The organism is Streptomyces sp. RGM 3693 (assembly GCF_050471125.1).
In the GTDB taxonomy this organism is placed as follows: Bacteria; Actinomycetota; Actinomycetes; order Streptomycetales; family Streptomycetaceae; genus Streptomyces.
Genome location: NZ_JBMPPQ010000001.1, coordinates 3530347 through 3550553 on the forward strand (window position 1 = coordinate 3530347; position 20207 = coordinate 3550553).

General features: G+C 71.9%; 23 protein-coding genes. 9 read left to right on the forward strand and 14 right to left on the reverse strand.

Going from position 1 to position 20207, the window contains the following annotated elements; genetic code table 11:
- The first annotated feature begins 5 nt into the window (after nt 1-5).
- Nucleotides 6-458, forward strand: a complete 453-nt coding sequence (locus tag ACO0M4_RS15470) for a hypothetical protein (RefSeq protein ID WP_430370744.1) — start codon at nt 6-8, stop codon at nt 456-458.
- Between the two features lie 48 nt (nt 459-506).
- Complete coding sequence (locus ACO0M4_RS15475; RefSeq protein WP_430370746.1) at nt 507-929, forward strand: hypothetical protein; 423 nt, start codon at nt 507-509, stop codon at nt 927-929.
- Between the two features lie 27 nt (nt 930-956).
- Here the strand turns inward: ACO0M4_RS15475 and ACO0M4_RS15480 are convergent, their stop codons facing one another.
- The 3 genes from ACO0M4_RS15480 to ACO0M4_RS15490 form a co-directional block, all read right to left on the reverse strand.
- A complete protein-coding gene (locus ACO0M4_RS15480; protein ID WP_430370747.1) occupies nt 957-1397 on the reverse strand; it encodes an N-acetyltransferase family protein in 441 nt (146 codons plus the stop codon).
- A gap of 344 nt (nt 1398-1741) precedes the next feature.
- Nucleotides 1742-2197, reverse strand: coding sequence for a hypothetical protein (locus ACO0M4_RS15485; protein ID WP_430370748.1), 456 nt, complete (start codon nt 2195-2197; stop codon nt 1742-1744).
- Between the two features lie 122 nt (nt 2198-2319).
- Nucleotides 2320-3120 (reverse strand): SDR family NAD(P)-dependent oxidoreductase, encoded by an 801-nt coding sequence (locus tag ACO0M4_RS15490; protein ID WP_430370749.1) that lies wholly within the window; start codon nt 3118-3120, stop codon nt 2320-2322.
- Between the two features lie 86 nt (nt 3121-3206).
- Between ACO0M4_RS15490 and ACO0M4_RS15495 the strand changes: the two genes are divergently transcribed.
- Entirely contained in the window at nt 3207-4058 is an 852-nt protein-coding gene (locus ACO0M4_RS15495) for a helix-turn-helix transcriptional regulator (RefSeq protein WP_430370750.1), read from the forward strand.
- A gap of 554 nt (nt 4059-4612) precedes the next feature.
- On the opposite strand, the gene gntA is transcribed toward ACO0M4_RS15495, so the two are convergent.
- The 3 genes from gntA to nsrR form a co-directional block, all read right to left on the reverse strand.
- Nucleotides 4613-5302 carry a guanitoxin biosynthesis heme-dependent pre-guanitoxin N-hydroxylase GntA gene (gntA, locus tag ACO0M4_RS15500; protein WP_430370752.1) on the reverse strand — a complete coding sequence of 230 codons (690 nt, stop codon included), beginning with the start codon at nt 5300-5302 and terminating at the stop codon, nt 4613-4615.
- Nucleotides 5303-5855: 553 nt separating this feature from the next.
- Complete coding sequence (locus ACO0M4_RS15505) at nt 5856-7118, reverse strand: globin domain-containing protein (protein WP_430370754.1); 1263 nt, start codon at nt 7116-7118, stop codon at nt 5856-5858.
- Nucleotides 7119-7221: 103 nt separating this feature from the next.
- Nucleotides 7222-7674, reverse strand: a complete 453-nt coding sequence (nsrR, locus tag ACO0M4_RS15510) for a nitric oxide-sensing transcriptional repressor NsrR (RefSeq protein WP_430370755.1) — start codon at nt 7672-7674, stop codon at nt 7222-7224.
- A gap of 217 nt (nt 7675-7891) precedes the next feature.
- Here nsrR and ACO0M4_RS15515 point away from each other — a divergent pair, with 217 nt between their 5' ends.
- Nucleotides 7892-8314 carry a cupin domain-containing protein gene (locus ACO0M4_RS15515; protein ID WP_430370756.1) on the forward strand — a complete coding sequence of 141 codons (423 nt, stop codon included), beginning with the start codon at nt 7892-7894 and terminating at the stop codon, nt 8312-8314.
- A gap of 5 nt (nt 8315-8319) precedes the next feature.
- Here ACO0M4_RS15515 and ACO0M4_RS15520 read toward each other — a convergent pair whose 3' ends face one another.
- From ACO0M4_RS15520 to ACO0M4_RS15530, 3 genes are all read right to left on the reverse strand, one after another.
- Nucleotides 8320-8964 carry a carbonic anhydrase gene (locus ACO0M4_RS15520; protein WP_430370757.1) on the reverse strand — a complete coding sequence of 215 codons (645 nt, stop codon included), beginning with the start codon at nt 8962-8964 and terminating at the stop codon, nt 8320-8322.
- A 99-nt stretch (nt 8965-9063) separates the two neighbouring features.
- Complete coding sequence (locus tag ACO0M4_RS15525) at nt 9064-10569, reverse strand: sensor histidine kinase (RefSeq protein ID WP_430370759.1); 1506 nt, start codon at nt 10567-10569, stop codon at nt 9064-9066.
- Complete coding sequence (locus ACO0M4_RS15530; protein WP_430370760.1) at nt 10562-11239, reverse strand: response regulator transcription factor; 678 nt, start codon at nt 11237-11239, stop codon at nt 10562-10564. Before ACO0M4_RS15530 ends, ACO0M4_RS15525 begins: the two co-directional genes overlap by 8 nt.
- 139 nt (nt 11240-11378) lie before the next feature.
- On the opposite strand from ACO0M4_RS15530, the gene ACO0M4_RS15535 reads away from it, so the two are divergent.
- Nucleotides 11379-11741 carry a PepSY domain-containing protein gene (locus ACO0M4_RS15535; protein WP_430370761.1) on the forward strand — a complete coding sequence of 121 codons (363 nt, stop codon included), beginning with the start codon at nt 11379-11381 and terminating at the stop codon, nt 11739-11741.
- Nucleotides 11742-11757: 16 nt separating this feature from the next.
- On the opposite strand, the gene ACO0M4_RS15540 is transcribed toward ACO0M4_RS15535, so the two are convergent.
- On the reverse strand, nt 11758-12939 hold the full coding sequence (locus ACO0M4_RS15540; RefSeq protein ID WP_430370762.1) for a permease: 1182 nt from the start codon (nt 12937-12939) through the stop codon (nt 11758-11760).
- Between the two features lie 152 nt (nt 12940-13091).
- Here ACO0M4_RS15540 and ACO0M4_RS15545 point away from each other — a divergent pair, with 152 nt between their 5' ends.
- Together ACO0M4_RS15545 and ACO0M4_RS15550 are read left to right on the forward strand one after the other, a co-directional pair.
- Complete coding sequence (locus tag ACO0M4_RS15545) at nt 13092-13673, forward strand: GNAT family N-acetyltransferase (RefSeq protein WP_430370763.1); 582 nt, start codon at nt 13092-13094, stop codon at nt 13671-13673.
- A 121-nt stretch (nt 13674-13794) separates the two neighbouring features.
- Complete coding sequence (locus ACO0M4_RS15550; RefSeq protein WP_430370764.1) at nt 13795-14661, forward strand: DUF4344 domain-containing metallopeptidase; 867 nt, start codon at nt 13795-13797, stop codon at nt 14659-14661.
- 197 nt (nt 14662-14858) lie between these two features.
- On the opposite strand, the gene ACO0M4_RS15555 is transcribed toward ACO0M4_RS15550, so the two are convergent.
- Nucleotides 14859-15464, reverse strand: a complete 606-nt coding sequence (locus tag ACO0M4_RS15555) for a TetR/AcrR family transcriptional regulator (RefSeq protein ID WP_430370766.1) — start codon at nt 15462-15464, stop codon at nt 14859-14861.
- Nucleotides 15465-15546: 82 nt separating this feature from the next.
- Here ACO0M4_RS15555 and ACO0M4_RS15560 point away from each other — a divergent pair, with 82 nt between their 5' ends.
- Nucleotides 15547-16365, forward strand: a complete 819-nt coding sequence (locus ACO0M4_RS15560; protein WP_430370767.1) for a class I SAM-dependent methyltransferase — start codon at nt 15547-15549, stop codon at nt 16363-16365.
- A gap of 170 nt (nt 16366-16535) precedes the next feature.
- Here the strand turns inward: ACO0M4_RS15560 and ACO0M4_RS15565 are convergent, their stop codons facing one another.
- Genes ACO0M4_RS15565 through ACO0M4_RS15575 form a run of 3 tightly spaced genes read right to left on the reverse strand, consistent with a single transcriptional unit; the run spans nt 16536 to nt 19558 of the window.
- Nucleotides 16536-17192, reverse strand: coding sequence for a DUF3558 family protein (locus ACO0M4_RS15565; RefSeq protein WP_430370769.1), 657 nt, complete (start codon nt 17190-17192; stop codon nt 16536-16538).
- 12 nt (nt 17193-17204) lie between these two features.
- The gene (locus ACO0M4_RS15570) at nt 17205-17819 is read right to left on the reverse strand and encodes a hypothetical protein (RefSeq protein WP_430370771.1); all 615 of its coding nucleotides are present in this window, start codon (nt 17817-17819) and stop codon (nt 17205-17207) included.
- Entirely contained in the window at nt 17816-19558 is a 1743-nt protein-coding gene (locus ACO0M4_RS15575; protein WP_430370772.1) for a hypothetical protein, read from the reverse strand. The genes ACO0M4_RS15570 and ACO0M4_RS15575 overlap by 4 nt, the downstream gene beginning before the upstream one ends.
- Nucleotides 19559-19993: 435 nt before the next feature.
- On the opposite strand from ACO0M4_RS15575, the gene ACO0M4_RS15580 reads away from it, so the two are divergent.
- Nucleotides 19994-20188, forward strand: coding sequence for a hypothetical protein (locus ACO0M4_RS15580; RefSeq protein WP_430370774.1), 195 nt, complete (start codon nt 19994-19996; stop codon nt 20186-20188).
- The last annotated feature ends 19 nt before the right edge of the window (nt 20189-20207 follow it).

Consider the following 20207-nt stretch of genomic DNA (forward strand, 5'->3'; position numbering starts at 1 on the left):
CGGTCATGCCGTCTCCCGCCGTACTCGCCCTCGGGGCCACTGCCCTCAGCGCCTCCGGCTGCGTCTGGTACCTGCCCGCAGCGGCCGACCTACGGGCCGGGGCCGACCGTCCCACGTCCCGACGGCTGGCGGCCGCCGCCTGCCTGGCCGCTTGGGCAACGATCGCGCTGTCGGCCCCGCTGCTGCTGGCGGCCGCCTCCTGGACCACGCTCGGCGCCGTCACCGCCTTCGGCACCGGAGCAGCCCTGCTGCTCACGGCGCTGGCCCGCGCCCGCCGCGGCCACGAGTTGCACGCGACCCGCCGGGCCTGGGCCGCACTGCGCCTGCGGCCTCCGGCCCGAGGGGCGTCCCCGTGGCCCTGCCCGACACGGGCCTTCCTCTGGTGGTTCCTGCCCGGCTACGCCGTGGTCGCCGGGGCGGTGGCAGTGGTGCTGATCGGGGGGACAGTGGGCAGGTGAGGCGGATGGGCCCCACCGATGTCAGTGGGCGCCCGTACGGTGGGGGACATGACCGATCTCCCCGTTCCCGTGCCCGACGTGGCCGTCCGCGTGCGACTGGATGTCGGTGCCTGCGGTCCCTACGCGCACATCGTGGCGTGCTTCGAACCACCCGGGGCCGGCGGTGGGTTGGAGCTGCTCAGCGCGGTGCCGCAGGCGCGCCTGCCCCGGGAGTATCTGCCGGCGCTGCGGGCCGGGCTGCTTGAAGGACTCGCCGGGGTCGACGCGGCAGTGCTGATCACCGACGGCACGTTCCACGAGGTGGATTCGTGCGAGCTCGGATACCGGATAGCCGGCGCGCAGGCGGGGCGGGCGGCGCTGATCGGTGCGGGTCTGCTGCTGCCCGAGGAGGCCGGGGCACTGCGCTGGGCGACCTGGCCGGGCCGCCCGAACGGCCCGGCCGCCAAGCGCCGCGCCGCTGGGGGCTGGTAGCGGCCCGGGGCACCCTGTGGCCGGCGGTCAGCGCAGCCGCAAGTCGATCCAGGGGATCGTGTCGCCCGGCAGCAGGTAGCGCTCGATCTCGATGAACCCGTGCTGCTGAGCGAACCGCAGGCCGTCCTCGTTCGACGCCAGCACGACCGTCTCGATGACCTGGGCACCCAGTTCCCGCGCCCGTTCCAGGCCCCGCGTGTAGAGCTCCGTTCCGAATCCGTGCCCGCGGTGGGCGGCGAGCACGCGGGCGATCACGGTGGCCGTCCGGGTGTCGTCGGCCGGCGGGCGCACGGTACTGCAACCCACCAGCGCGTCGCCGAGGTAGGCGACCTCCAGGTGGTGTCGCCGGGACCGTTCCCGCACGTCGTCCAGGGACAGGACGTGGGTGGGGATGATCGTGTTGTGGACGTGCTGCCAGTCGGTGAGTTCGGCCTCGGTGACCGGCTGCATGAGGCGAAGGTCGGACATTGCCGAAGGAAATCCTGGATGCCCTCGTTCGTCAACTGCGTTTGCCGGGTGGCGGGAGACCGGGGCCAGCGTGCCGGGGCCGCGGATCGTGGGACGGCGGCGCCCGGGCCCCCGGCCCCCGGGCGGTGCAGGCGGGCCGGCGCGCTCGCCGGTCGCAGCGTTCCCGAGGAGGACAGCCCCCGATAACGTCTCAGCGCCCACGTCGATGCACCGATCAACGCCTCGACACCGGCGGCCACTTCGCGTCCCGTCAGGTCTTGATCCCCTCGTCGCCGACGTGCGGGCCTCCTTCCGGACCGTGCGCCGAGCCGGTTACCGGCCGCCCGCCCGCGGGTGCGGATGCCTCAGGCGCCCGACCCCAGGACGGTGATGCCGAGGGCGAGCAGGGTGGCCACCTTGGCGAGTTCGCCGGCGATGTAGAGGAGGTGGGCACGGGACCGGGGGAGTGTTTCGCCGGCCAGCACTCGATCGGAACGGCGGTTGAGGACGGGGCGGATCACGCCGAGTTGGAGGGCCAGGAGGAGCACGGCGACGGCGGTCAGCACGACGACCGGCACGGTCGGGGCGGCGAGCACGACCGCGACGACGAGGGCCACCGCCAGCACCGCTTCCACCATGTTGAGGGCCCGGAAAACGAGCCGACCGATGCCCAGCCCCAACGGAACGGTGACGCCGGGGGCGCGGAACTTCAGCGGCGCCTCCAGAAACGAGATCGCCAGCACCATCCCGAGCCAGACGAAGGTGACCGCGACGGCAATCGCCGGGCCGCTCATGATGCCGGTGCAGTGGAGGGCATTCATGGGTGTGCCGTCCTCTCGTCGGATGGGAATCCTCGGCACCGGGCAACAACGGCCGCCGGCGCCGGGCAACGATCCTCGCATCCCCCGGAATGCCCGCCGACGAGGGGGCGGCTCCCCCCGACTCAGGCCCGCGCGCCGCCGTCCACCCGCAGGACCGTACCGGTCACGTAGGAGGCGCGGTCGCTGAGCAGCCAGGCGGCGGCCTGGGCGATTTCGTCGGGGTCGGCCGCGCGGCGCAGTGGGGTGTGCGCCGTGACGCGCTCGCAGACACCGGGCGAGTCCGCTTCCCAGGCACGGACCATCTCGGTCAGCGTGAGACCGGGGGCGATCGCGTTGACGCGAATGCCTTCCGGGCCGTAGGTGACGGCGGCCGACTCGGTGAGGCTGTTGACGCCTCGCTTCATCGCCCCGTAGGCGGGCAGTTCGGGGTTGCCCATCAGGCTGCCGATGGAGGAGTTGTTGACGATGGCGCCCGTCCCGGCGGTGGCCCGGATCGCGGCGACCTCGGCGGCCATGGCCAGCCACGGGCCTTTGAGGTTCACGGTGTAGAGGTGGTCGAGGTCGGCCTCCGGCAGCTGGTCCAGGGGACCCGGCCGCTGGTTGGTCGCGCCGTTGTTGAAGGCGATGTCGAGCCGGCCGTGCAGGTCCACGGCACGGTGCACGGCGGCGCGCACACCGGCCGGGTCGGCCAGATCGCACACCACGTAGTCCGCGATGCCGCCGGCCGCCCGGACCTCCTCGGTCACCGCGTTCAGCTGTGCCTCCGTCCGGGCCGCGAGCAGTACCCGGGCGCCCTCCCGGGCGAACAGTCGTGCCGCGGCGGCGCCGATCCCGCGCCCGGCACCGGTGATGAAGGCGACCTTGTCCGCCAGCAGGCCCACGGGGGCGGGGGCGGAGGTGTCTGTGGTGGGTGTGTTGTCCATGGCAACGAGCCTGCACCGGTGCGCCGGTCCCATCCAGGCACCAGCAGTGTCTGGATAGCCTCCCCGGCGCCGCGCACACTGGGCTCATGGACAGACGAGAACTGGGGGCCTTCCTGCGCAGCAGGCGCGAGCGGATCACCCCCGCCGACGTGGGGTTGCCCGTCGGGCCGCGGCGCCGCACCCCGGGGTTGCGCCGCGAGGAGGCGGCGCAACTGGCGTTCATCTCGACCGAGTACTACACGCGCCTCGAACAGGCCCGCGGCCCGCGCCCGTCGCGCGAGGTGCTGGCTGGGCTGGCCCGGGCCCTGCGCCTCTCGGACGCCGAGCGGGACCACCTCCACCACCTCGCCGGCACACCGCCGGGCCCCCTGCCCGGGCCGTCGCGCGAGGTGCGGCAGAGCATCTTCGACCTGCTGCACCGGTTGCCGCAGGCCGCCGCGATCGTCACGTCCGCGACGTACGAGGTGCTTGCCTGGAACGATCTGGCGGCCGCCCTCATGGAGGACTTCTCCGCCCTGTCACGGCGCGACCGCAACCTCGTGCGGCGCGCTTTCCTGGGGCCGCGTCCCGAGGGGCGGCGGTTGTACGGGGTGTCCGACGTGGACGCGTTCGCCCGCACCTCCGCGCAGAAGCTGCGCGCCACCGCCGCCCGCTACCCCGAAGACTCCGAGGTGGCCGAGCTGGTGGGCGAACTCCTCGACGGCAGCGACGAATTCGCCCGGTTGTGGGCCTCCCATGACGTGTGCGCCGAGGCCACCCTGTGCAAGACCTTCCAGCACCCGCTGGTCGGCTCGGTCACCGTCAACTGTGACGTCCTCGACATCAGCGACCGGGACCAACAGGTCGTGATCTACACCGCCACCCCCGGCTCACCGTCCGAGGAGGCGCTGCGACTGCTGTCGGTCATCGGCACCCAGCGCATGGACGTGACCACTTGAGCGACGGTCACTCTCGCGGATCTCCTACGCACTGAGGCGGACCCGTCTTCCCCACGCGAGTGGAGCTGACGCGCGACTGCCCCGGACCCGCGCGGCACCAGCGAACTACCCCGCGGCCGCGAGGACGATCGGTAGCCGGAGCCGGAGCCGGAGCCGGAGCCGGAGCCGGAGCCGGAGCCGGAGCCGGAGCCGGAGCCGGAGCCGGAGCCGGAGCCGAAGCCGAAGCCGGATCGGCCTCCGGCCTCCGGAGCCAAGGGGAAGACCGTCGCCCTTCCCCCCGAACCGGGTTGGTCCGGTCCGGGTCGGCGGGGGCCGGGTTCGGGACCTCCTCGCTCCCGCACACCCATAGCCACACCGCCCGTACCGTCTCCCCACCAGCAGGGCCGAGGCCAGGCAGCGGAGCACTGCCAGCCAGCGGCATCCGGGCCAGGTCTGGGCCAGGCCCGGGCCTGTTGGAGGGGGGAAGGGCGGGACCAGGGCGAAGATCACGGCGGTCCCTGGGGTTGCGTACGGGCGGCCCGGCGGGTGCGCGGGCTGCCCCGTGCACGGGGCGGCTAGGCGCCCGACGGGGTCAGTTCCCGCTCCCGCTCGGTTTCGCGGGCAGTGAAGGGGCACTGCCACTCGGCGGGCTTGGGGCGGCCGGAGTAGCGGCGGGCCTCGGAGAGTTCCTCGTACTCCGTCAGGTTGGGGTTGATGTCGCCCTGCAGTTTGATGTCCTGCTTGCGTATCTTCTCCGCCAGCCGGTCCCACATACCGGCGCCCTTGATCTGGCCGAACTGCTCGTGGGAGTTGAAGGCCAGCATCGGGAAGGGAGGACGGCGGCCCCACCGGCGGTGGGTCTCGTGCAGGCCGATCACGAAGAACGGATGGCCGGCGACGCTGTAGGCGAACTCCTTGGCCTGCGGATCCGACGCATAGCCGTCGGCCCAGCGATGGGTATCGGCGTCCGTCTCGTGCAGCAGTTGCAGATGCTGCCAGAGGAGTTCCTCGAACCGCAGCTCATCCACTCCCCCCGGTCGTTCGAAGGTCGCGATGAAGCTGGTGAACGAGCGGGCGCTCCAGTCCGCGCCGTTCACGAACTCCGCAAGGTCGAGCGCCATCAGCCGAGCTGATTCGGCGCCCCCCAGCAGGTCGTAGTGCCGGTGTGTGATGCCGCCCTGCCGCCAGGCGGAGCGTCCCGCCAGGCAGGCGAACCGGTCGCCCAGGATGAACTGCTCCACCTGCATACGCGCATCCGACGTCATGTCCAGCCTTCCTTCCACCAACGTGCCTCCTCGAAAGGGAGCTCATCTCCTTCACGCATCCGAAAGCACCCACCCCACAGGTCGGGTCCGGTCCCGCGGCAGGTGTCGCCGCCGCGGGACCGGACCCGGTCCAGGGGAAAACGGGGAAAGGTGCTGGGTGATTGTGACTGGCAAGAGCCGCTCGGCGAAATCCCTCCCACGACTCCGCCGCGACGAGCGCCTCACATTGCCAGACGAACACGGGCATTCACCCAATGATCTGGGTGACGGACACCTACCGCTGCCGCCAGAGGCGGCGCCATGCTCGTGCAGGCATTCGCCGACGACTTCGGCTGTCAGGTGTCGGATGTGTCCTGGTCGAGCCGGATCAGTGACGCGGGCCGACGCCTCGCACGCGGGTCTCACCCGGGGGCGTCCGGGTCAGCTGACAGTAGGTTCCTGTGAATCAACGCAGCACGACGAGCGGTGGCCTGGCCCGTGGCCCGTGGCCCGTGGCCCGAGGTCGAGTCGCCGCGCTGCCCCTGAGGCGTCGGTGTAGCGCTGAGGCGCCGGCCTACTGCTGGGCGAGCCAGAGGTCGGGGCCGAACACCTCGTAGTGGATCGTCTGCGGCGGGATTCCGCGGTGGAGCAGGGCGCCGCGGAGAGCGCGCATGAACGGCAGGGGGCCGCAGAGGTAGCTGGTGAGGTCCTGGGGGAGCGGGAGCCGGCCGATGTCCACCCGGCCCGATGACACCGTCGCCGGTGCGGGAAGGGAGGGCAGCGAGGGCAAGGAGGGCGGGGCCGGCACGGGTGACAGGGGGGCGGTCGTCTGGTGGCTCGGCTCCTCGTACCACAGGTGGAGTGTGGCGTGCGGCAGTCTGCTGACCAGGTGGTGCAGTTCGTCGCGGTGGGCGTGGTCGGCCGGGGTGCGGTCGGCGTGGACGACGGTGACCGGCCGGGACGATCCGATGGCGGCCAGGTGGTGGAGCATGGCGAGCATGGGGGTGCCGCCGATGCCGGCGGAGGCCAGCAGCAGCGGTCCGTCGCCGTCCGGCAGCGTCAGGTCGCCGAACGGGGCGGACACGGCGAGCACGTCGCCGATGCGCGTCTGGTCGTGGAGCCAGGAGGACACCTCGCCGGCCGGTCCGGTGCCGGCGCACAGGCGCTTGACGGTGATCCGCCACTCCGGCCGGCCGGGGGCGCCGGAGAGGCTGTACTGGCGGATCTGCCGTGCGCCGTCGGGGAGTTCGACCTGCACGCTGACGTACTGGCCGGGGCGGAAGTCGCGGGCCGGGGTGCCGTCGGCCGGGCGCAGGGAGAGCGCGAGAGCGTCGGGGGTCTCCTCGTGCCGGCCGACGACCGTCATCCGCTGCCACGTCCCGCCCTCGGGGGTGCCGTGCTGCTCGTAGAGACGGGCTTCGACGGAGATCAGCGCGTTGGCCATCAGCCAGTAGACCTCGTCCCAGGCGTCTGCGACCTGGGGGGTGACGGCCGTGCCGAGGACGTCGGCTATCGCCGCGAGCAGATGCTCATTGACGATCTTGTACTGGTCCGCGGTGACGCCGAGCGAGGCGTGCTTGTGCGCGATCCGGGCGAGCATCGCGTCGGGGCGGGTGTCCGGGTGCGCCAGCAGCATGCCGGCGAAGGCCGCGATCGAGCCCGCCAGGGCCTGCTGCTGCTCGCCGTTGGCCTGGTTGCCGCGGTTGAAGAGGTCGCGCAGCAGTTCCGGACGGACGTCGAACAGCTTCCGGTAGAAGAGCGTGGTGATCTCTTCGATGGCGGCGCCCACGGCGGGCAGGGTTGCACGGATGACGGGTGTGGACTGCTCGGAGAGCACCAGCCACCTCCAATATCTTGTATGTGATCTACCAATTTAAGAGCGCGATGGATCCGTGGCGGGCGCTCCAGGGTGGAGCGCCGGCGCGGGGTGGTGCGTCGGGTCAGTCGGGACGTCGGCCGGTCAGGCCGGTGAGGCTGAGCAATACCGGACCGGTGGGCGAGGCCACCACATCCGACACCGTGAGCGGGTCGAGCGTGGCGTAGAACGCCTCCTGCGCCTCGCGCAGCGCCCGGCGGAGCCGACAGGCCGCCCGCAGCGGGCACGGTGGGTCGCCCTCGCAGGCGACGACCTCGTCCTCGCCCTCCAGCTCGCGCACCAGCCAGCCCACCGACGCCTGGTGTCCCAGTCCGGTCAGTTCGAGTCCGCCGCCGCGTCCCCGCCGGGCCTCGACCACGCCGAGGTGCTGGAGCCGGCTGATCGCCTTCGCCATATGCGTGTACGGCACGTCCATCACCTCGGCCACCTCGCGGGTGGTCAGGGAGGCACCCCGCTCCGCGACGGCCAGGCGCATGACGGCGCGCAGCGCCAGATCAGTGAACTTCGTCAACCGCACGCCACGACGTTATCAAATGCGCATGTTAGGTTCCTATTCAGGGGTGGTTTCGTATTCAAAGGTCGTGGTCAAGGGTCGTATCCACGGGGAGGGCGCGGTGTCTGCGTCGGCCGCGTCGGCTGCGTCCTCATGCCCGTCGTCGCACAGGACCAGGACGCGGAGGAGTAGTAATGGACGCGCAAGAACCGCGTGGACACGCATCGGATGGTGACCATTGATGGCTGACGCCCCGCACACCGGCAGCGCCGAATCCCCCGGCGGCACCGACGCCACCGCAGACCTGGTGCCGCGGCTGCTCTGCGATGCCCGGGAGCTCGTCGCGGTCGATCCGGCGCCGGCCGGAGCGCTGTGGCGCCTGGCCGAGTCCGGCCGCCAACTCGACGCCAACCTCGTCCGGCTCCCGCCCGAAGGGCGCATCGACACCCACGTCGAGCCGGACCTCGACGTGATCCTCTACGTCGTGTCCGGCGACGGCGTCGTGGACACGACGCAGGACCGGCAGTCGCTCACCGAGGGCAGCGTGGTGTGGCTGCCCCACGGGTCCCGCCGCAGTCTCACCGCGGGCCGGACCGGCCTGGCGTACCTCACGGTCCACCGCCGCCGCCCCGGCCTGCAGATCAAGAGCCGCGCCGGCTCCTGACCCGCCTACCGCGCGGCCGGCGCCGTCGCCGCGGGGAGTGCGGGCCGCAGCGGCCGGAACGTGCGGGCGGCGGCGTCCCAGCCCAGGGTCCGCCCGGTGCGGTCGTCGTACTGCCAGGTGTGGACGCGGAGCCGACGGGTGGCGAGGCGGCGGGTGACGCACGGGTAGGTCCGCAGGTGGTGGAGTTGGGCCAGCAGGTGGCGCTGTTCCGGCGTGCGGCTGCCGGGGGTGCCGGCGGCCCGCTGGTCGCGGTCGGGCCCGGGGCGGTGAGCGGGGCGGGTGAACCAGTTGCGCGCGAGCGGCAGTTCCGAGGACGGCGGCTTGTCCTCGAAGGACTGGAGGGCGGTGCAGTCGGTGTGGCCGCACAGGATGACGTCGGGGACCTGAAGTGCGCCGAGGGCGAATTCGAGGGTGGCCGCGATCCCGCAGTGGGCGTCGGAGCGGTAGCGCGGGACGATATGGCCGGTGGTGCGGAGTTCGTGGAGTTCGCCCGGTGCGGTGCCGGTGAGCAGGGTGGGCACGACCCGGGAGTCGGAGCAGGTGATGAACAGCGCCCGGGGGGCCGGGCGGTGCGACGGCTCGTCGGCGGCCACGCCGGTATCGGCCGGCGGGTGGGGGAGGGGGTGGGCGGAGCTGACGAAAGTACGCATGACTGACCTCCGGTGGGATGGGTGTGAGGTAGTTGACGTGAGACGGCGCGGGACGCAAGGCCCTCGGGCGGGAGGATGACCGGGGTGTGACGACCGGACCTAGGGAACGGCCGGGACGTGATCGTTGAGGTGGGCCGCGCCGGGCAGGGTGACCGTGAAGCGTGCGCCGCCCCCGTCGGCGTCGCCGACCTCGATGCGGCCGCCGTGCCGGTGGATGACGTCGCGGACGATGGCCAGCCCCAGGCCGGCCCCGCCCTCGTCCCGGGTGCGGGCGTCGTCGAGGCGGATGAAGCGGGTGAAGATGCGATCCCGGTCGGCCGGGGGGACTCCGGGGCCGTCGTCGGTGACGTCCAGGGCGACCGTGCCGGCCGCGCCGCGGTGTACGGCGACGCGGACGACCGAGCAGGCATGGCGCTGGGCGTTGTCGAGCAGGTTGCCCAGCACCCGGGCGAGTTGGGTGTGGCTGGCACTGACCGGGAGGGGCTCGTCGGGCAGGTCGGCGGCGACGGGGAGGCGGTCGCCGGACCGGTGCGCCAATTCGTCCCGGACGAGTTCGGCCAGGTCAAGGCGCCCGGCGCGGGGCCGCTCGCCGGCGTCCAGACGGGCCAGGAGCAGCAGATCGGACGCGACGCGTTCCAGGCGGACGGTGTCCTCGATCAGGCCGTCCAGTTCCAGCAGGTGCGGATGGGCCCGGGCGACCTCCAACTGGGTGCGGAGACTGGCGATCGGGCTGCGCAGTTCGTGCGAGGCGTCGGCGACGAACTGCCGCTGGCGTTCCACCGACTTCTCCAGGGCGGCGAGCGTGACGTTGGTGGTCTGCGCGAGCCGGGCGACCTCGTCGCGCGAAGCGGGCTGGGGAACCCGTCGGGACAGGTCACCGCCCATGATCTCGGCGAGCTCGGCCCGGATGCCCTCGACCGGGCGCAGGGCGCGGCGGGTCACCAACCACGTCACCGCGGCGACGACGAGCAGCAGCGCCGGCAGCCCGATCAGCATCGCGTCGCGCACTCCGTCCACCGCCTGCCGTTCGGTGTTGAGGGAGGAGCCGGCGTAAATGGTGACGGTCCGTCCGGTCGGAGTGGTGGCGAGCAGCCCGGCGAACCGGAAGTCCTGACCGGCGGGGTGGTCGTCGTGCAGCGTCAGGGCGACCGTGCGGAACGTGGCGTGGTCGGCGGCGGAGCCGCGCGCCGGGGTGTCGTCGTCATCGTCGTCGTGGTCGTCGCGGGCGTCCGACGTCGCCGTGCGGTGCGGTGCGCGGGCGAAGTCGGCCAGCGGCGGGGCGTGGTGGAGGTCGTCGCCGGCGGCCAGCACCGTGCGGTCGGCGGCGACCACCTGGACGGGCCGGTCGTTCTCGTCGGGCAGGTTGAGGTGGTCGAAGGGCGTACCGACCGCGACCTGGGTGGCGACCCCGCGGGCGGCCACTTCCGCCTGGAGACCGGCGCTGTCGACGAGGTTGCGTTGCAATTCGGCGAGGACCGCGGCCCCGGCGGCGACCAGTGCCAGGGCCACCACCAGGGTCGATGCCAAGGTGGTGCGGGCCCGGACGGATCCCCACCAGCAGGGCGGGCGCGGCTGCGACGGCGCGGCGGTGGCCTGCTCAGCCACGGTCGGCCGCCAGCCGGTAACCGGCACCGCGCACGGTGGTGATCGAGCGGCGACCGAACGGGGCGTCGATCTTCCGCCGCAGCGCGCTGATGTAGACCTCGATGATGTTCGGGTCGCCGTCGTAGGCGAAGTCCCAGACGTGCTCCAATATGTCCGCCTTGGAGACCACCTGGTCGGAGCGCGACGCCAGGTATTCCAGCACCGCGAACTCCTTGGCGGTGAGCGGGATCTCCTCCTCACCGCGGGCGCAACGGCGACCGTTCGGGTCCAGGACCAGGTCGCCGAGCCGGAGCACGGGACTGCCGCCGCGGGTCCGGCGGCGCAGCAGCGCGCGGACCCGGGCCAACAGGACCACATAGGAGAACGGTTTGGTGAGGTAGTCGTCGGCGCCGGTGTCCAGCCCCTCCGCCTCGTCGTACTCGCCGTCCTTGGCGGTCAGCATCAGGATCGGGGTCTCGTCCCCGGCCGTGCGCAGCGCCGCGCAGACCCGGTAGCCGTTCATCCCGGGCAGCATGATGTCGAGGACGAGCAGGTCGTAGCCCTGGGTGGTGGCCAGGTGCAGACCCTCCCGGCCGTCGTGTGCCACGTCAACGGCGAAGCCCTCCGCCGCCAACCCCTTGGCCAGGGTGGTGGCGAGACGTTTTTCGTCCTCCACGAGCAACAAGCGCATGACGTCAGACTGCCAGACCGTTCCTGAAGGGCTCTTCAGGAAGCTTCAGGCCGGCTTCAGCTTCGGGACGGCACGGTGGTGACCGTTCTGATACACCGTCGGCCGGATCGGGTCCGGCCGTCACCACCAGGAGGTTCCCATGGCAGCATCCCGCATCCGCCGCGCACTGACCGGCCGACGCCGCTGGATCGCGGCCGGCGCCGCCGCGGCCGTGCTCGCCGCGGGCGGCACCGCGGTCGCCGTCGCGGCCACTGGCGACACCGTCGGGCCGTTGGACGCCGGCCAGCAGCGGGCCGTCGACGCCGCGCGCAAGGTGGTGCCGGACGGCCGGGTCGTCTCGGTGGAGCCGGACCACGAGCACGGCGTCCGGGTGTGGGAGGTCGAACTCCGCACCGGGAACGGCGTCGAGCACGAGGTGGACGTCAGCGTGGCGAACGGAAAGGTGGTCAGCCACGGCATCGACCACGACGACGACGGCCCCGGCGACCAGAACGACGACTGACCGTCGGTACGGTCCGTCAAGGGCTCCCCGGACCCGTCCCGTTCCCCTCCCCGCCGTCATGACCGGCAGCGGGTGCGCCGCCCATCATGCGGAGCATCTCCCGGCCACCGGTGCGGAAGAACCGCACCAGGAGGGCGGCGGCCAGGACGAGGAAGGCGATGTTGAGCCAGGTGGTGTAGTTCAGGGTGACGCCTTCCTGCGGGATCCTCGCCCGGGCCTGGTCCGGGACGAGGCCGAGACCGCCGAAGACGAACTCGACGACGTAGCCGGCGACGACGATCGCGACGTAGAAGGTGACGAGCAGGAAGAGCGCCATCCTGACGCCGTAGTACTTCCGGTAGATGGTGAGGATCGGCAGGATCAGCAGATCGGCGAAGATGAACGCCACCACACCGCCGAAGCTGATCCCGCCCTTCCACAGCACCACGGCGAGCGGCACATTGCCGATGGAGCAGACGAACGACGCCATCGCGACCAGGGGACCGATGAGCGGCCCCCACAGTTTGGCGGCGAGCGGATGGCCTTCGAAGAAGAAGGACCGCCAGAAGGCGTCGGGCACCCACGCCGCGATGGCACCGGCGATCAACAGGCCGATCACCAGGTCCCGCAGGATCGCCGCCCACTCCATGACGAAGACGTGCGCGGTGGCCGTGACGCCCTCGGGGGAGCACAGCCGGCGGAGGAAGGAGCCCGGGCGCCGGACGGACATGTCCATCGCGGCGTGCCCTTCCATCGAACCGGCCAGGCCGCGTTCGGCCTGCGCCCGGGCCTCGCGCAGCAGCGCCTCGCGCAGGAACAACCGCAGCAACACCGCCAGCACCACGATCATGATCGGTCCGCCCACGAACTCGGCGACCGTGAACTGCCACCCCATCAGCAATGCCAGGATGACCCCGAGTTCCACGACGAGATTGGTCGAGGCGATCTCGAACGCCATCGCCGCGGTGAAGTCCGCCCCCTTGCGGAACAGCGAACGGGCCAGCGCGACCGCGGCGTACGAGCACGACGACGAGGCCGCACCCAGTCCGGCGGCGAGCGCGAGGGTGCGCGGGCGGTCGTCACCGAGGAGCGCGACCACGGTGGACTTGCGGACCACCGCCTGGACGACGGCGGACAGACCGAAGCCCAGGATCAGCGCCCAGGCGATCTCCCAGGTCATCGAGCCGGTGATCGACAGCGCATGCAGGACGGGGTGCATGCCCGCATCCTTTCCCGGGCGGTCCGCCCGGCCGCTGACGGACACGCACGGGCGCCGGGGACGCGACACCCACTGCCCGGGCCGCGGGGCCGGCCTCCGGTACCGGGAAAACCCGTTGCGGCGCCCGCACTCCGTCGGCACAGAATCAGCGGGTGCAGATCCTTGTATTCCCCGAAGCCGCCACGCCCGTCGAACTCCGCATCCAGGTGCGGGAGATCCAGGAGCAGGCGTGGCCCTCGGAGCCCGGCGTGTCCCTCCGGCCCGATGCGCCGGTCCACGACCCGGCGCTGCGACCGCGGTCGATGCTGCTGACGACCGGCGGGAGAGTCCTCGCCGCCCTGGACGTCCTCACCAAGGAGATCCACCACGCCGGCCGCAGCTACGTCGCCGGTGGCCTGAGCACGGTGGTGACGCACCAGGAGGCACGCGGCCGGGGGCACGGCCGGCGCCTGGTGACCGCGGCCCGGGACGCCCTGGCCGGCGACGGGTACGACCTGGGGTTGTTCACCTGCGACCGACCGCTGCGCGCGTTCTACGAGAGCGCAGGCTGGCACCACCTCCCGGACACCGTTCTCGTCGGCGGAACACCGCAGGCCCCCTTCCCCAGCGACCGGCTCGGATTCGACAAGGTCACCATGGCCGACTTCTTCTCGCCCCGCGCCCGGCAGGCCCGCGCGTCGTTCCGGGGCAGCCGCATCGCGCTCCACTCAGGAGACGTCGACAAACTCTGGTGATTCCCGGCATGTCTGCCCACGGAAGGGAACCTCAGGCTCCGAACACACCTCTTTCCCCCTCGGACGAAAGAGCCGACGAACGGACGAACCGCCGCAGCGGGCGGCGCGGGAAGGAACGGACATGGGACGCCGGACGGGAAACGGCACACGGGCGTTGCTGACGCTGGCCCTGGCGGCCGTGATGACCGGCTGCACGGCCGGCCAGGACGCGGCCGGCCCGGCGGACGCCGCCTCCCGCCGGACCCACGGCAAGGGCAGTTCGGGCGGCTTCGTCGTCCAGTACCGCACCGGCGGCAAGGCGGCGTCCGCCACCGCGTATCTGCGCACGCGGCGCATCCTGGACAAGGCGGCCGAGCGACTCAACGACACCGTCAAGGTGCCGCACCGCATACCGTTCGTGGTCCGCTCGTGCGGCGCGGCCGAACCCGCCTACGACTCGGAGACCGGCACCATCGACTTCTGCGCGGAGCACGTCGACGAGATACGCGACCGCTTCGCACACGTCGGCCAGGGCGTCGGCCAGGGCGCCGACCGGCAGGGCGACCCGGACGCCGCCGACGCACATGTGGCCGCCGTACTGGAGGAGACCGCCTACCACGAGAGCGCCCACGCCCTGATCGACCGCCTCGGTCTGCGCTTCACCGGCCGGGAGGAGGACGTGGCCGACCAGCTCGCCGCGGTGCTGCTGATCGGCCAGGGCCGCGCCGGCGAGACCAAGGCCCTGGCCGCCGCCACGGATTACGCCCTGGCCGCCAAGGAGACCCCGTTCGACCCGGCCGATCTGCTCGACGAGCACAGCCTGGACGGCCAACGCGCGGCGAACTACGCCTGCTACGTCTACGGTGTGCAGCCGGCCCGGCACGAGGACCTCGTCGGTGCCGGCGGACGGGTCACCGAGGACCGTGCCGAAGGCTGCCCCGACGAGTGGGAGCAGGCCAGGAGCGGCTGGCAGCAACTCCTTGCCGGCCACCTCAAGCGCCAGGTGTGACGCCCGCCGACGACTCGCGCGAAAGGCGGACACCTAGCGCCGCCGGATCGCCCTGTGCCACCACCGGGCCCTCTCCAACAGACTGTTGACCGGCTGCCCCTCGGCGTCACAGGCGTCACGACTCCCGCTTCGGGACTCTCGCACGGGGACACCTGCCGGGACTCTCGCGTCCTGGTTTTCGCCTCTTGGTTCTCGCGTCACGGTTGTCGTGTCACGGCGGCGAGGACCGTCGTGACGACCTTGCGGACGGCCGCGGGCGCCGGTGGCGTGCCCTCCCGATCGGCCTCCCGATCGGCGAACAGCAGGTGGCCGGCCCCGATCAGAGTCGGCGCCAGGGTGTCGACGTCGGCGTCCGCCGCGACCCGGCCCAGCTCGCGCTCGGCGTCCAGGTAGACGGTGATCATCGCGGTGGCCTCGGCGAGGAGCGGGATGCCGACCGAGCCGCCCTGCCGCAGCCGGGCGCGCAGACCGTCGCGGGAGATGACGAGGCCGACGATCGCCACGGCGACCGATCCGAACACGTCCAGCAGCGCGGTAGTGAGGTTGTCGGCCACCGTGCCGGTCCCGGCGGACCTGCGCAGGGCGGCGGACTGCTCGTCGATCCGGCCGATCCGGTCCCGTACGAGCTCGGCCAGGAAGGCGTCGAAATCGGCGAAGTGCCGGTGCAGGACCCCTTTGGCGCAGCCCGCCTCCGTGGTGACCGCCCGGCTGGTCAGTGCGTTCGACCCGTCCCGCAGCAGGATCCGCTCGGCGGCGTCGAACAGCTGCTCCCGGACGTCGCGGATGGCTACCCCTGTCGGCACGGTGCACCCCTTCTTCGTTGATCGGCCCCCGGTTGCTGCCCACCCGGTTGACGAGTGGGCAAGTGCCCACCATAGTGGGCGCATGCCCACTTTACCGCCCTCCGGGCGCCCCGAACCTCATCAACACCGCCGGTTGGCAGAGTCGTTCGGCTCGGACGCCGCACGCTATGACCGGGCCCGCCCCCGCTACCCCGACGCCCTGATACAGCGGATCGTCGCCGGTCGACCCGATCTCGACGTCCTCGACGTCGGTTGCGGAACGGGCATCGCCGCCCGGCAGTTCCAGGCGGCCGGCTGCCGGGTGCTCGGGGTCGAGCCCGACGCACGGATGGCCGACGTGGCACGGGACTTCGGTACTGAGGTCGACGTCGCGACGTTCGAGGACTGGGAGCCCAGCGGCCGCAACTACGACGCTGTGGTCGCCGGTACGGCCTGGCACTGGATCGACCCGGTCGCGGGCGCGGACAAGGCCGCCCGGGCGCTGCGCCCCGGCGGCCTGTTGGCACCGTTCTGGAACGTCTTCCGCTTCCCCTCCGACCTGGCGGACGCCTTCGCCGAGGTCTGCCGGCGGGTGCTGCCCGACGCCCCGTTCGACCTTACGGCGATGACGAAGGGAGGGTTGGACTCCTACCGGCCGGTGTCCGCCAGGGCCGTCGACGGGATCCGGAGCGCGGGCCGGTTCGACGCACCGGAGCAGTGGCGATACGACTGGGAGTGGACCTACACCAGGGACGCATGGCTGGACCAGATGCCCACCCTCGGTGCCTTCACCCGGCTCCCACCGGCCGCGCTGACGGAGGTACTGGCGGGCGTCGGGGCCGCCATCGACGCACGGGGCGGCAGCTTCACGATGGGCTACGCGACGGTAGCGGTCACCGCCGTGCGCACCGACGCCGCCTGAACCACGGGCCGGGGCTCGACAGTTGCCGGCCCCCAGCCCGGGCCCGACGACCAGGCGAACGGGCCTGCACCGAGTTCGTACCAGTGCGGATTGCCGGGGACGTCCTGGCCGTTGACCTTGCGGACAAGGGTGACGACCGTCCCGTACGGCAGCGAACCCACTGCCCGGTGTCAGGACGGCACCCTCGGAGCCACCTCGGTGGCGAAACCGGCGGCGGAGTTGCACAGGTTCGGTTGTGATCCGCTGTCCGACTTGGCGTGCACCATCGCCTTCCCGAACGAGGTGGGCCACAGGACCACGCACCCCAGGTCGTTCCCGGTGACCGACGCAGAGGGCAGGCCGGCGATGCTGGTCGGTGTGGGTTCCGGTGACACCGGGACGTCCCTGGAGTAGATCAGCGTGTAGGTGACGGACGCGCCGCCCGAGGACCCGGTCCCGCTCCAACTGCACGCCTTCAGCCCGGCCTGCGGGTTGGTGGGATTCTCGGAGCGGCCCGGGGACAGGCCCAAGGTCGCGGCCGTGTTCGCGTCGAGCGCCGTGCAGGGGTCGGCGGCCGTGCCGAGGTCGCCCGGCACCGACGAGGGTGTGGGTTGGCCGGGGGTGCCCGACCAGCTGACGCCGGGCGCGGAAGGCTGGATGCCACTCCACCCCGGGGAGCCCTGACTGTCGTCGCGCGCCAGCTGCCACAGGCCGACGACGGCCGCCGCGACCAGCACGAGCACCGTGACCGTCACGATCAGCATGCGATGCGACCTGCCGTCCGGTAGCGCGTTGGTCGGACGCGACGGCTCCACCCACTCCTGGGTGTCCTCGTTCCACTGGTCCATGCCGGCCCCCTCCTAGCCCTGGCCGCCGAGGAGTTGGATGATCTGCTGGACCACGGCGGTCGCCGAGGCGAGCCCCGCCACGGCCGTCGTACCGAGGTCGAGGCGGTCGCGCAGCCGTTGCAGACGGTCCCGTCGTACCTGCCCCGTGGTGTCGATCTCCGCTTCGGCATCGGCCAGTTGGGCGTCGATCTCCGCCGTCTCGTCCGTCGCATTGAGCAGGGGCAGCTGTTGGCGCAGGGTGCCCAGGGCCGCGCGGAGCTCCGGCGGCGCGTCGATCGCCGGTTGGGTGGAGGCGTCGAGCGCCCGGGCATCCGTGCCCGCGGCGGCGGCGCCGCCGGCCATGACGCCGATGCTGATCCCGCCGTCGGTGCTCGGCGGTACGACGGGCGCCGCGGCCCCGTCCACGAGCCCGAGCGGCGGTGCCGGGCGGCCGTCCCGCAGCGAGCGGTCCTCGGCACTGGCCCGCTCCCCGGCCGCGACCGCGCCGCCGGTCAGTACGCCGATGCTGATGCCGCCGCCGCTGGCGCTGTTGCCGCCCGGCGCCTCGTCGCGGGGCGGGGGAGAGCCGCCCGTTTCGGCGGCGGAAGCCTCCCGGCCCTCCGTCGGTTCCCGGTCCTTGACCGTCATCCTCGACCGCCCCCCGTCTCCGTCGATGCGTCCGTGTGCTTCGCCGAGGCCCGTTCGCCGGAGGCGACCGCGCCGCCGCTCATCCCGCCGATGAACACCCCGCCCTCACCCACGTTGATGATGTACTGATCGAACACGCCCGTTTCGTAACCCTTATTCCGCAGGGCCTCCTGCACCCCGTTGGCGATCCGGTCCTGCAGGGTCTTCACGTAACGGCTGATGTCCATCTCCTGGAACAGCGAGAGTTCCGCCACGCTCCCCAACTCCCGCACGGACGCGGCCGGCGCGTCCGGCAGTGCGTACTGCGGCATCGCCAGCCAGGTGCGGAAGAGGGACACCACCGCCTGACCCAGCGAGACCGCGGCGGCGCACCCCGCCGAGGGGCTGGTCAGCACACCGCGGACGGCATCGCGCAGCGGGCCGTCCCCGCCGTGCGCCGCGAGCACGTCCACCGACTTGAACTCCGGGCGCACCGGCGTCAGGACGTGCGGGGCGACCTCCAGCACCAACATCCCGCCCTGGGTGTGGATGCGGACCAGCAGACAGATCGCGACCTGCTCGTCCCAGGCCCCGACCCGCACCCGCAGGAAGTGGCGGCGGGCCTCGGCGCCCTCGCCGACCGCCCGGTCGAGGTGGTCGCGGATGACGTCGGGAGCGTAGTTCACCTCCTGCCGCGGCAGCCCGACCGGCAGATAGACCAGTTCCTCGACTTCGAGGGAGCGCAGCCGGTCCCGGCTGGTGGCCGCGGCCGAGGTGCGCAGCGCCTCCAGGCGAGGCTTGATCAGATCGACGACCTCGCGGCCGGTGAGCGGTGCGATGTCGGTCTCGGGCCGCGACTTGGTGAACGAGAGGGGTTGCGGCCGTGGCGGTGAGTCTGCTTCCTCCCGCTCCTCGGACCCCGTCCAGGTCTTCTGCTTCAGCTCCATGGCGACCGACCACGGCTTGTACGGCGTGCCGGCGCCGACGAAGGGTCGGAACGGGTCGTAGATGGCCAGCCGGGCGTGCTGTTCTCGCGCGATGGCCGCACCGATGCGCCGGTACTGGACGGTGGCCGGCAGCACCGCACGCCCTCCCTTGGCGAAGGCGTCGCGGCTCAGCTGATGGCGCATCACGGAGACGACGTGCGTCCGGTACGCCCAGACGGGCGGCACCAGCAGGATCGGGAACACCACGGCGATCCAGGCATCACCGCCGCGGAACAGCGTCAAGAGCACGGCCGCCCAGTACGCCACGGCGATCACGAACGGCAGCACCGGCAGCACGGCCTTGAGTCGGCCGCGGGTGGCTTCCTTGATCACCGAGCGCCCGAGGGCGAAGAGGGAACTGCGGGTCCCGCGTGCCAGCCAGGACACGACACAGACCGCCAGGTACGCCAGGAACCACGGGATGGGCAGCAACGTCTGCGCGCCGACGCCAGCCATGTCGAGCCCGACGAACACGCCCCAGACGGCCAGCAGTAACAGCCCGGTCTGCGCCTCTCGGCGACGGGCCTGCAAGGCGTGGGCGAGGACCGGCAGCGCGTCGTAGCCCAGCGAGGGCGCGATCGGCCGTTCCTCGTGTTCGACCAGTTCCTGGATGACGCGGCGACGGAACTGCCCGTCGAAGTAGACCCCCGCACAGAGCAGCCGGGTGGCCTCGCTCCGGCCGTGTTCAGGTGGTGGGGTGTCCGATGAGGAGGAGGGAGCCGCCGACGGTGAAGTGTTCGACGGTGAGGTGGCCGGGTGTTCGGGAACGGGCATGGTCATGCACCCCCGTGATCGAACTCGTTCTCCGTTGTAAGGAGTTGACGGAGTTGCTATGGAGGCAGTATGACCCCCGGCTGTCGGGCCCGGAAGGGATTTCGAGGGATTGGTAAGTCCTGTGCGGACCTGGGGAGTTGAGCAGTGTTGCGGCTGGCGTTCCCGCGCTCGCGCCCGCGCATACGCCGACCGTCGCGCCCGCGAGCCTGCCGGCGCACGGTCGCCACCATGCACAACTGGCCATTATGCGAATCATGGGAGTGGTGCGAATGGTGACGTTATTGGCGTATGGGTGGGGAATTTATTCCTGTGGGGCGATTCGGGCCCGTATTTCTGCGCCTCCGTGCGCCACCGTTCCGTCCGCTGTCCGCCGTCCGCCCGTTCACACGACCGTAACCGGGAAAGTAAGTGGCCGTTAACCCGTCCATGAGCGAAATGAACGCCCGCCTTCTCAGCCACGTCGACGGCGTGGTGGATCTGGACGAGGAACGACTGCCGCTGCTGACCTTGCGGGAAGCGCAGGCCGCGATCGAACTGTTGCGACTATTGGCGGCGGGCAACGGTGAAGGATCGCACGCCGCCCGGCACTTGGCGCGGAACCTGGTGCGCCGGCTGCCGTCCGAGCAGTAACCGGCGGCGGTGGCGGCGG

What these genes read in the sequence shown, in the direction of transcription:
- ACO0M4_RS15470 (WP_430370744.1), top strand. Translation starts at nt 6, where the DNA reads ATGCCGTCTCCCGCCGTACTCGCCCTCGGGGCCACTGCCCTCAGCGCC.
- ACO0M4_RS15475 (WP_430370746.1), top strand. Translation starts at nt 507, where the DNA reads ATGACCGATCTCCCCGTTCCCGTGCCCGACGTGGCCGTCCGCGTGCGA.
- ACO0M4_RS15480 (WP_430370747.1), bottom strand. Translation starts at nt 1,397, where the DNA reads ATGTCCGACCTTCGCCTCATGCAGCCGGTCACCGAGGCCGAACTCACC.
- ACO0M4_RS15485 (WP_430370748.1), bottom strand. Translation starts at nt 2,197, where the DNA reads ATGAATGCCCTCCACTGCACCGGCATCATGAGCGGCCCGGCGATTGCC.
- ACO0M4_RS15490 (WP_430370749.1), bottom strand. Translation starts at nt 3,120, where the DNA reads ATGGACAACACACCCACCACAGACACCTCCGCCCCCGCCCCCGTGGGC.
- ACO0M4_RS15495 (WP_430370750.1), top strand. Translation starts at nt 3,207, where the DNA reads ATGGACAGACGAGAACTGGGGGCCTTCCTGCGCAGCAGGCGCGAGCGG.
- gntA (WP_430370752.1), bottom strand. Translation starts at nt 5,302, where the DNA reads ATGACGTCGGATGCGCGTATGCAGGTGGAGCAGTTCATCCTGGGCGAC.
- ACO0M4_RS15515 (WP_430370756.1), top strand. Translation starts at nt 7,892, where the DNA reads ATGGCTGACGCCCCGCACACCGGCAGCGCCGAATCCCCCGGCGGCACC.
- ACO0M4_RS15520 (WP_430370757.1), bottom strand. Translation starts at nt 8,964, where the DNA reads ATGCGTACTTTCGTCAGCTCCGCCCACCCCCTCCCCCACCCGCCGGCC.
- ACO0M4_RS15530 (WP_430370760.1), bottom strand. Translation starts at nt 11,239, where the DNA reads ATGCGCTTGTTGCTCGTGGAGGACGAAAAACGTCTCGCCACCACCCTG.
- ACO0M4_RS15535 (WP_430370761.1), top strand. Translation starts at nt 11,379, where the DNA reads ATGGCAGCATCCCGCATCCGCCGCGCACTGACCGGCCGACGCCGCTGG.
- ACO0M4_RS15540 (WP_430370762.1), bottom strand. Translation starts at nt 12,939, where the DNA reads ATGCACCCCGTCCTGCATGCGCTGTCGATCACCGGCTCGATGACCTGG.
- ACO0M4_RS15550 (WP_430370764.1), top strand. Translation starts at nt 13,795, where the DNA reads ATGGGACGCCGGACGGGAAACGGCACACGGGCGTTGCTGACGCTGGCC.
- ACO0M4_RS15560 (WP_430370767.1), top strand. Translation starts at nt 15,547, where the DNA reads ATGCCCACTTTACCGCCCTCCGGGCGCCCCGAACCTCATCAACACCGC.
- ACO0M4_RS15565 (WP_430370769.1), bottom strand. Translation starts at nt 17,192, where the DNA reads ATGGACCAGTGGAACGAGGACACCCAGGAGTGGGTGGAGCCGTCGCGT.
- ACO0M4_RS15570 (WP_430370771.1), bottom strand. Translation starts at nt 17,819, where the DNA reads ATGACGGTCAAGGACCGGGAACCGACGGAGGGCCGGGAGGCTTCCGCC.
- ACO0M4_RS15575 (WP_430370772.1), bottom strand. Translation starts at nt 19,558, where the DNA reads ATGCCCGTTCCCGAACACCCGGCCACCTCACCGTCGAACACTTCACCG.
- ACO0M4_RS15580 (WP_430370774.1), top strand. Translation starts at nt 19,994, where the DNA reads ATGAACGCCCGCCTTCTCAGCCACGTCGACGGCGTGGTGGATCTGGAC.